Consider the following 8,843-nt stretch of genomic DNA (forward strand, 5'->3'; position numbering starts at 1 on the left):
TTGCAGATTGCGGATTGCAGATTGATATTCAATCTGCAATTTGCAATCTCAAATCTGCGATTTTTTTATCGCCATGTTAAATGTCTCCACGCGTGAAAAACTGATCCTCGTCGGCATCCTCGCTCTCGCCGCGTGTTTGCGTTTTTATCGTCTCGACACACTCCCGCCCGGCTTTCAATTCGACCAAGCGTTTTATATGTTCGACGTCTTGCGAATCCTCGAAGGCGAGTTCCACATTTTCTTCACGCAGCCCGGCGGCTCGGAGCCATTGTTCGTCTACCTCGCAACCGCGCCTGCCGCACTCGTCGGCGTCGAAACACCGCTCGCGATCAAGATCACGGCTGGCATCATCGGCATACTCACCGTCGGCGTGGTGTTTGGCGTTGCGCGCACGCTGTTCAATTCGACGCGCATCGGCTTGCTGTCCGCGCTCTTTACCGCGATTTCATTCTGGCACATTTTCTACAATCGCTACGGCGAACGCATCCCGCTGACCGTTCTGCTCGCGACCGTGACGCTTTGGCAATTCTGGCGCGCGCTCACGCGCGCACGTTGGCGCGATTTCGCGCTGACCGGCATTTTCACCGGACTGACGCTCTACACGTACCCGTCCGCGCGCATCGTCCCGGTCGCGATTGTCTTGCTCACCGCGTACGCGATGCTCGCCGAACGCGCACGCGCGCGTGTGTATTTTGTAGGACTCGTCCTTGCCGGCGCAGTTGCCGCAATCGTGTTCGCGCCGCTCGGTTGGCATTACATCGAACGTCCAATTGATTTTTTTTCGCACACGACCGAGGTTTCAATTTTCGTGCCGCACGGCACGGTCAGCGACAACGCGCTGCTCGAACTCGCCAAGAACGCGGTAAAAATTGCCGGAATGTTTTTCGTTGTCGGCGATCCCGGCGTCTTACGTAACCTGCCGTATCGTCCGGTGTTCGATCCGTTCGCCGCGATCCTGTTTGTGATTGGCGTCATCGCGTGGCTGCGCGATTTTTTTGCGCCGCAGGCGCGCCGACGTGCGATATTTCTCGCCGTGTGGCTGGGACTCGCGATTGCATTGTCGCTCGTCAGCGACGACGCGCCGAACAACGGACGCATCATGGTCGGCTCGCCGGTCATTTTGATGTTGCCCGCGTGGGGCGCGTCCGCGCTCTGGGATCGTTTGCGCGCGCCGATTGCGCGGCGCGCGGCGGCGCTCGCGTTCGGCGCGATAGTTTTGATCAGCGCAACGCTAACGACGAACGATTATTTCGTCGTGTTCACCAATTCGCCGGACACGTACCTGGCGTTTGACATGGACAAGGTCGAGACCGCGCAGTGGATCAATCGCGCCGCGTCCGAAACGCAGTTGTATCTCGCGCCGCTGTGGCATCAGAACGGGACGATTTCGTTTCTCACACGTTACGCGGCGGTGACAAGTTTCGAGAGCCGCGACACAGTGGTCATTCCGAGCAACGCGTCCGGCAAGGATGCGCTCTACGCGTTTCCACCGGAACAAGAGCGCAAAGTCCAAACACTCGCGACGCGTCTCGGCGCACTCGGCGCGCGCGAGACCTTGCCGGCGTCGAACGGCGGCGCGCTCTTGTTGCTCTATCGCGTCCCAGCATCGAACTTGCCGGACGCGCGCGATCCGTTCGCCACGCTCGCACGCGCAGGCGATTTCGCGCGACCGCAAACGCGCGCGAACGCGAACTGGGGCAACTTGATCGAATTGATCGGGCACACCGTTTTGCCCGAAGGTCCGGGCGGGCGCAATCTGACCGTCACACTTTTTCTGCGCGCGCTCAATCCGATCCCGGATCAGTACACCTTTTCGATCAAGGTGCGCGACGAAAAAAATCGTACGTGGGGACAGGAAGACAAGTGGGCGGGCACGAACAGTTACGCGACAACTCAGTGGCGCACGGGCGAAATCATCATCGAGAAATTTTATCCTGGGTTGAACGCGTGCGCGCCAGCGGGCATTTATCGCGTCGCCGTCGAAGCGTACAATCCCCGGACGATGCAAGTGCTCGGTGAACCAATCGCGCTTGGCAATTTGAACGCGGGCGCGTCGGAGGGAAATCGGTACGAAGACCTGGAACCGGAACAGACGCTCGATGTTCAAATCGCGCCACAAGCGCGACTGATGGGCTGGACGTTGACGCCGAACGAACTGCGCGCGGGCGACACGTTTGCGTTATCGCTCTTTTGGCGCGGCGCAGGCGATGGCAAACAGGCACAGCGCGCGGTTATTCGCCTGCGCGATGCCGCCCTGCGCGATTTTGTGTTGGCGGACAAAACGGTTACAATCCCAGTCGAAGGACGCGGGCTTTGCGCGTTTTTCGATCTGCAACTCGCGAACGCCGCGCCGGGGCAGGCGACACTGTTTGTGAATGAAGTCAAAGTGGGCAACTTGCAAGTCACAGGTAAATGAGATTGCCCACGAAGGGCACGAAGGGACACGAATATTTTCTTTGTGAGATTGGTGTCCTTGGTGGGCAAATGAAATTTTCAGGAGATACTTATGAATCTCGCCTCAGTCATCCTCGCCGCAGGGCAAGGCACGCGGATGAAATCGAATTTGCCCAAGGTCTTGCATCCCATCGCCGGCAAGCCGATGGTGCAATACGCGCTCGACGCCGCGCGCACACTCGAATGCGCGCATACAATTCTGGTTGTTGGGCACGGCGGCAACCAGGTGCGCGACGCCATCACCAATTACCAATTACCAATCTCCAACCTTCAATTCGTCACACAAACCGAACAGCGCGGCACCGGGCACGCGGTTCTCCAAGCGCGCGACACGTTGCGCGGCAAATCGGACGCGGTGTTCGTCGCCTACGGCGATATGCCGCTCTTGCAAATCGCGACGCTGCGCGAACTCGTCGCGTTGCACGAACGCGCGCGCCCGACGATCACGATGCTCACCGTCGTCTCGCACGACTCGATGGGTTTTGGACGCATCGTGCGCGATGTTGATAAACGCGTCCTGGGAATCGTGGAAGAAAAAGATGCGACGCCGGAACAGTTGGCAATTCGCGAGTTGAACTGCGGCATCTACTGCTTCGACGCGAACTGGTTGTGGGACAATCTCGACGCGTTGAAACCGGCAGGCGCGAAGAACGAATACTATCTCACCGATATGATCGCGCTCGCCGCGCGCGAAAACGAACGCATCGAAACGATTGTGCTCGACGATGTGCGCGAGGTGATCGGCATCAACACGCGCCAACATCTGGCGCAAGCCGAGCGCGTGATGCGCGAACGGATCAACAACGCATTAATGGATGCGGGCGTGACGCTGATTGACCCGGCGACGACGTACATTGACGCGGCAATCGTCATCGGCGCGGACACGATCATCGAACCGAACACGTATCTGCGCGGCAACACACGCGTCGGCGCGAACTGTCGCATCGGACCGAACGCGCTCATTCGCGATTCAGTCATCGGCGATGATTGCGCGATTGGTTCATCGGTGATCGAAGAATCCACACTTGAAGATCAGGTGACAATCGGACCGTTCTGTCATTTGCGTCCACAATCGTACTTGTCGCGACGCGTCCACCTGGGAAATTATGCCGAGGTCAAAAATTCCTGGCTCGGCGAAGGCGTACACATGGGGCATTTTTCGTACGCGGGCGATGCGCGAATCGGTGCGCGCACGAATTACAGCGCGGGCGTGATTACATGCAACTATAACGGCAAGTCCAAAAATCAGACAAGCATTGGCGAAGATGTTTTCCTGGGTAGTGATTCGTTGCTCGTTGCGCCGGTAACGATCGGCGATCGCGCGCGCACGGGCGCGGGCGCGGTCGTTACGAAAGATGTGCCGGCGGATTCGCTCGCGGTGGGGCAACCGGCGCGCGTGATCCGGAAACTCAATGAGCAATGAACAAACGATTCAGATCAAGTTTCTGTCATTGGTAGTTGGTAATTGGTAATTTCAAATGTGGCTTGAATTATTTATCTGGACCGGTTTCGCGATTCTCGCGGCAGGGGCGAGTGTGGTCGAAGCGACCGCGCAAGCCGTGCGCGAGATTCAACCGACCACGAAAACTGCGCGCACCAACCGACTCGAATTCTGGGGCGGTGCTGTTGGCATGGTCGCCACCGCGCTCGACGGGGCGATGGTCGTAGCGATGTTTTTGCCGGTGACGGTGGACATGGGCATACTCGCGCTGGGTGTCGCGATTTCAACCATCGTCGTGATGGCGTTCGGAAATGTCGCGCGCAAGTGGGCGCGCAATCATCTCGACCAACTCGTTCTGCCTTTGTTCGGCGACACCGTACCATTTCTGCCGCTCGCCGAACCGCGCGACGATTCACTGCAAGCCGAAGTCACGCGCGACGAAACCGTCGAGCAAATGGTGGACGCCAGCGAACGCGTCGGCTTGATCGAATCGGACGAGCGGCAGATGATCAGCGGCATTCTGCAACTCGATCAAACGCTCGTGCGCGAGATCATGGTGCCGCGCATTGACGTGATCGCGATCGAAGTGGAAACGTCGCTGTACGACGCGCTCGACGTGATGATTGACGGCGCGCACTCGCGCGTGCCGGTGTACGAGGAAACGATAGATCGCATCGTCGGACTACTTTACGCGAAGGATGTGTTGCGGCTGTTGCGCGACGGCAAGACGGATACGACGTTGCGCGAACTCGCGCGTCCGGCGTACCTCGTGCCGGAATCGAAACGCCTCGATGAACTGTTGCAGGAATTGCAGAAGAACCAAGTCCACATGGCAATCGTCGTGGACGAGTACGGTGGCACCGCCGGCATCGTCACCATCGAGGATGTGCTCGAAGAAATCGTCGGCGAAATCCAGGACGAGTACGACACCGGCGAGCCGCCGCTTGTCGAACGGCTCGGCGAGAACGAAGGCGTGTTCGACGCGCGCGTCAACCTGGACGAAGTGAATGAAATTCTGGGGTTGACTCTGCCGACCGACAACAACACGCTCGGCGGCTTGATCTACCAACGCCTCGAAAAAATGCCCAAGGTTGGCGACCAGGTGCGCGTGGATGATGTGACGATTGCGGTATTGAATGTGCTCGGACGGCGCATCAAAAAAGTGCGCGTCACCAAATCGTTCAACGAACAGGTGGAACCATGAAGGTAGATTTAGAACAGCTGGTCGCGACGGCGCGTGCGGCGCGCTTGAACGCATACGCGCCGTACTCGAATTACGCGGTTGGCGCGGCGGTGTTGACGACATCGGGAAAAATTTTTTCGGGTTGCAACGTCGAGAACGCGGCATATCCGTCCGGCTTATGCGCGGAACGCGTCGCGATTTTCAAAGCCGTGTCCGACGGCGAACGCGTGATTCGCGCGATGGCGGTCGTCACGCAGAACGGCGCGTCACCGTGCGGCGGATGCCGCCAAGTGATTTCCGAATTTGCGGCGGACGACGCGGTAATCGTGCTCGCCGCGCCGCGCGGCAAACGGCGCAAGCGATTCACGATGAAAGAAATTTTACCGATGCGTTTCGGCGCAAAACATCTCACGTAAGTAAAATCCAGGTTTCTTCGAGAAACCTGGATTTTTTTCTGTGCGAGTTTCTTTCCTCACTCTGTTCGAGTGACTTTTGGCACTCGTCGGATTTCGGCGGCGACGGTATGATGTAAACAAAACAGACGAGGTGAAAAAATGAAACGCATCGTATCTCTGCTTGTGCTCGTGAGTAGCGCTCTTGCGCTAGCAGGTTGCGCGACGGAAACACCCGCGCCAGCTCCGCCGCGCGTCACGATCAACGCGCCCGCGAACAATAGCACGTTCGACGCGGGGCAAGATATCGCCGCGCAAGCGGTCGCCGAAGACGCGCAAGGCATCGCGCGCGTCGAGTTGCTCGTGGACGGGCAAACGATCAAGACGGATGCAAGTCCGAACGGCGCGGCGCAAAAATCGTTCGCGACGATGCAAACGTGGAAGGCAACCGGCGCGGGGGTGCACGTGCTCGTCGTGCGCGCGACGAACATGCAAGGCGCAATCGCCGAAGCCGCGGTCAGCGTCAACGTCGTCGAAAAAATCGCGACGCCAACGCCCATGCCGAACGTGGCAAAGCCGATACCGACCAAGGCACCTGTCGTTGCGACGGTCGCGCCAACGCGCGCGGCGACGACGCTTGCCGCCGCGCCAACGTCACTGCCTACCACAACGACAAAACATACGCTCGTCCTCACCGAAGCGCAAATCAACGCGCTCATCAACCGCGCGCTCGCGGCGAGCGTCAACGATTACGTCACCGCGTCGAACGTGAGTTTGCGGAACGGACAAATCACGGTCAAAGGGACGTATAAAGCGACAAACGGCGCGAGTGTGAACGGCACGGTCGTCGTCGCGTTGTCGGCGAGTAACTGCGATGTGAAAGTGGCGGTGCTCCAAGCCCAGGTCGGCGCGTTCGTGATGCCGGACGCGCGCAAAGCGCAAATCAGCGCGAGCATTGACCAGGCGCTCACGTCAACGCTCGCGCAACAGTACGATTATCACTGCGTCGAAACGATCACGATTGCGAATGGCGTGATGACCGTGGTGTATCGTTGAACAACCGGGGAACGCTCCGGCGAACATTCCCAGGGCTGTTGCAAGTCCATTGACAAATCCGGTTGTCATTTCGAGGAGCGTTTTTCGCGACGAGAAATCTCATCCTGGTCGAAGGCGAGAGATTTCTCGCTACGCTCGAAATGACAAATAAAACAACTCTGCAACAGCCGTGCGAGCGTTCCCTACCCCAGGTGACGCCAAATTCATTTTGAGTTACAATCATGGATAAGAAACTCTTGGCGAGATTAAACATGGTCAGCACGATTCGTATTCTGCAATTTCTCATCGGTTTGAAAATCGTCGTCGTGCTCGCGGTGATGGGAATGCTCGGCATTGAAGCCGGGTGGGACATCGCGCTGATTGTCGCGCCGTCGCTCATCGCGACCACGCTCGTCGGCATCGCGGCGTGGCTCAAGCCGCTCGAGCGCGCATTGGGTGCACGCTATTTGCCGCTCTTGCTCGGCATCGCAATGATCGAACAAAACATCGAGTACCTGTATTTCGAAATCGTGCGCCCGTTCCAGACCTATCTCCTGGGTGCGCCGTTCGCGAGTTTTCTCGCGGACACACGGCGCAACGAAATGTTTTTTCTCGTGCTCGTGTTGACGGTGCTCGCGGCATGGCAGTACGGGTTTCGCGGCGCGCTGTGGAGCAGTATCTTTGCCGGCGGTTTGCATTTCGCGATCAGTCTCGCCGCGATCGCGCTCGAGTGGGTGCCGCGCCTGACCGCTGTGTTCATTCCGCTGCAAATCATTTTGCTCGTACTCGTCACGTACATCGTCGGCTTGCTCGTCGAGCAACAACGCGCGCAAGAACGCGAGCTGGAAACCGCGCACCGACAACTGCAACAATTCGCCGCGATGGCGGATCAGTTGGCGCGTTCACGGGAACGCAACCGGATGGCGCGCGATTTGCACGATACGCTCGCGCACTCGCTCGTCGGGCTGATCGTGCAACTTCAAGCCGTGCGCTCGCTCCTGCCGCATCGAACGGACGACGCGTCACGCGAACTCGCGCTGGCGGAACAAGCCGCGCGGACAGGGCTGGACGAAACGCGGTTAGCGATTCGCGATTTGCGCGCGTCGCCGATTGCGTCGCTCGGTTTGCTCGGCGCATTGAAACAAGAAATCGCGGTGTTCGAGCAAGAGAGTGCGGCGACTGTCGCGCTGGATGCCGATGAAGCGTTACCCGGATTGAGCGAAGCGCAAGAAGAAGCGTTGTGGCGAGTCGCGCAAGAGGCGCTCGAAAATATCGCGCGACACGCGAACGCGACGCGTGTCGCCATCGCGTTGCGCGGCGAAGCGAATAGGACCATGTTGACGATTGCGGACGATGGTGAGGGATTCGATCCGCGCGCGGTGCCGGCGAATCATTTCGGCTTGGTTGGGATGCGCGAGCGTGTCGCGCTGATCGGAGGCGAGTTGCGCGTGTCGAGCGCGCCGGGGCAAGGCACGCGCGTCGAATGCCGAGTCAACCAAAACTCGAAGAACTAGAGTGGGGGAACGGAAAATAAAAACAGATTCCCGCCTGGCAATGACTTACTCTCCCAGCGGCGCGTGCCGCCAGTACCATCGGCGCTGGTGGGCTTGACTTCCGGGTTCGGAATGGGACCGGGTATTTCCCCACCGCTCAAATCACCAGAGGAATCTGTTTTTATTTGAAAAGTGTTGTTAAGCAACTGAATAGAGGTAAATGGCTAGGAACGATGTAGTACTGCTAGACTTCAATTCATCAATATCCCGAGAGTAAGCCCTCGCGCATTAGTAGTAGTTCGCTGAAACACTTGGGCTTGCGCCCTTGCGCCTTACACGTCTACCCTATCAAGGTCGTAGTCTACGACCGCGCTTACTTCGTTGACCGAATGGGGGATCTCATCTTGGGGCGTGCTTCCCACTTAGATGCTTTCAGCGGTTATCACTGCCGAACTTGGCTACCCAGCGGTGCCCCTGGCGGGACAACTGGCACACCAGCGGTTCGTCCACTCTGGTCCTCTCGTACTAAGAGCAGCTCCCCTCAAATCCCCTGCGCCCACACTGGATAGAGACCGAACTGTCTCACGACGTTCTGAACCCAGCTCGCGTACCGCTTTAATGGGCGAACAGCCCAACCCTTGGAACCTATTCCAGCTCCAGGATGCGACGAGCCGACATCGAGGTGCCGAGCGAAGCCGTCGATGTGAACTCTTGGGCTTCACCAGCCTGTTATCCCCGGGGTAGCTTTTGTCCGATAAGCCACGACCTTTCCACACAGAGTCGTGGGATCACTAAGCCCGACTTTCGTCTCTGTCCGACTTGTAGGTCTCACAGTCAAGCTCCCT

At 58.4% G+C, this 8,843-nt stretch carries 6 protein-coding genes and 2 rRNA genes; 6 read left to right on the forward strand and 2 right to left on the reverse strand.

Translation table 11 applies throughout. The features are described from left to right. The first annotated feature begins 73 nt into the window (after positions 1-73). The 6 genes from HY868_27735 (at position 74) to HY868_27760 (ending at position 8,019) form a co-directional block, all read left to right on the forward strand. Entirely contained in the window at positions 74-2,416 is a 2,343-nt protein-coding gene (locus HY868_27735) for a glycosyltransferase family 39 protein (GenBank protein MBI5305950.1), read from the forward strand. A 90-nt stretch (positions 2,417-2,506) separates the two neighbouring features. Beyond that, positions 2,507-3,877 (forward strand): bifunctional UDP-N-acetylglucosamine diphosphorylase/glucosamine-1-phosphate N-acetyltransferase GlmU, encoded by a 1,371-nt coding sequence (gene glmU, locus HY868_27740; protein ID MBI5305951.1) that lies wholly within the window; start codon positions 2,507-2,509, stop codon positions 3,875-3,877. A 55-nt stretch (positions 3,878-3,932) separates the two neighbouring features. Continuing rightward, complete coding sequence (locus tag HY868_27745; protein MBI5305952.1) at positions 3,933-5,099, forward strand: HlyC/CorC family transporter; 1,167 nt, start codon at positions 3,933-3,935, stop codon at positions 5,097-5,099. Further along, the gene (cdd, locus tag HY868_27750) at positions 5,096-5,494 is read left to right on the forward strand and encodes a cytidine deaminase (protein MBI5305953.1); all 399 of its coding nucleotides are present in this window, start codon (positions 5,096-5,098) and stop codon (positions 5,492-5,494) included. Before HY868_27745 ends, cdd begins: the two co-directional genes overlap by 4 nt. 138 nt (positions 5,495-5,632) lie before the next feature. Further along, positions 5,633-6,526, forward strand: coding sequence for an Ig-like domain-containing protein (locus HY868_27755; GenBank protein MBI5305954.1), 894 nt, complete (start codon positions 5,633-5,635; stop codon positions 6,524-6,526). Positions 6,527-6,747: 221 nt separating this feature from the next. Further along, the gene (locus tag HY868_27760) at positions 6,748-8,019 is read left to right on the forward strand and encodes a sensor histidine kinase (GenBank protein MBI5305955.1); all 1,272 of its coding nucleotides are present in this window, start codon (positions 6,748-6,750) and stop codon (positions 8,017-8,019) included. A gap of 32 nt (positions 8,020-8,051) precedes the next feature. Here the strand turns inward: HY868_27760 and rrf are convergent. Then, positions 8,052-8,168, reverse strand: a 5S ribosomal RNA gene (gene rrf / locus HY868_27765). Positions 8,169-8,269: 101 nt separating this feature from the next. Then, a 23S ribosomal RNA gene (locus tag HY868_27770) occupies positions 8,270-8,843 on the reverse strand; the annotation flags it as partial.

The organism is Chloroflexota bacterium, assembly GCA_016219275.1.
Lineage (GTDB): Bacteria > Chloroflexota > Anaerolineae > UBA4142 > UBA4142 > JACRBM01.

Bases quoted from the DNA above. Each gene is read 5' to 3' on its own strand.
- HY868_27745 (MBI5305952.1), top strand. From the start codon at position 3,933: ATGTGGCTTGAATTATTTATCTGGACCGGTTTCGCGATTCTCGCGGCA.
- cdd (MBI5305953.1), top strand. From the start codon at position 5,096: ATGAAGGTAGATTTAGAACAGCTGGTCGCGACGGCGCGTGCGGCGCGC.
- glmU (MBI5305951.1), top strand. From the start codon at position 2,507: ATGAATCTCGCCTCAGTCATCCTCGCCGCAGGGCAAGGCACGCGGATG.
- HY868_27755 (MBI5305954.1), top strand. From the start codon at position 5,633: ATGAAACGCATCGTATCTCTGCTTGTGCTCGTGAGTAGCGCTCTTGCG.
- HY868_27735 (MBI5305950.1), top strand. From the start codon at position 74: ATGTTAAATGTCTCCACGCGTGAAAAACTGATCCTCGTCGGCATCCTC.
- HY868_27760 (MBI5305955.1), top strand. From the start codon at position 6,748: ATGGATAAGAAACTCTTGGCGAGATTAAACATGGTCAGCACGATTCGT.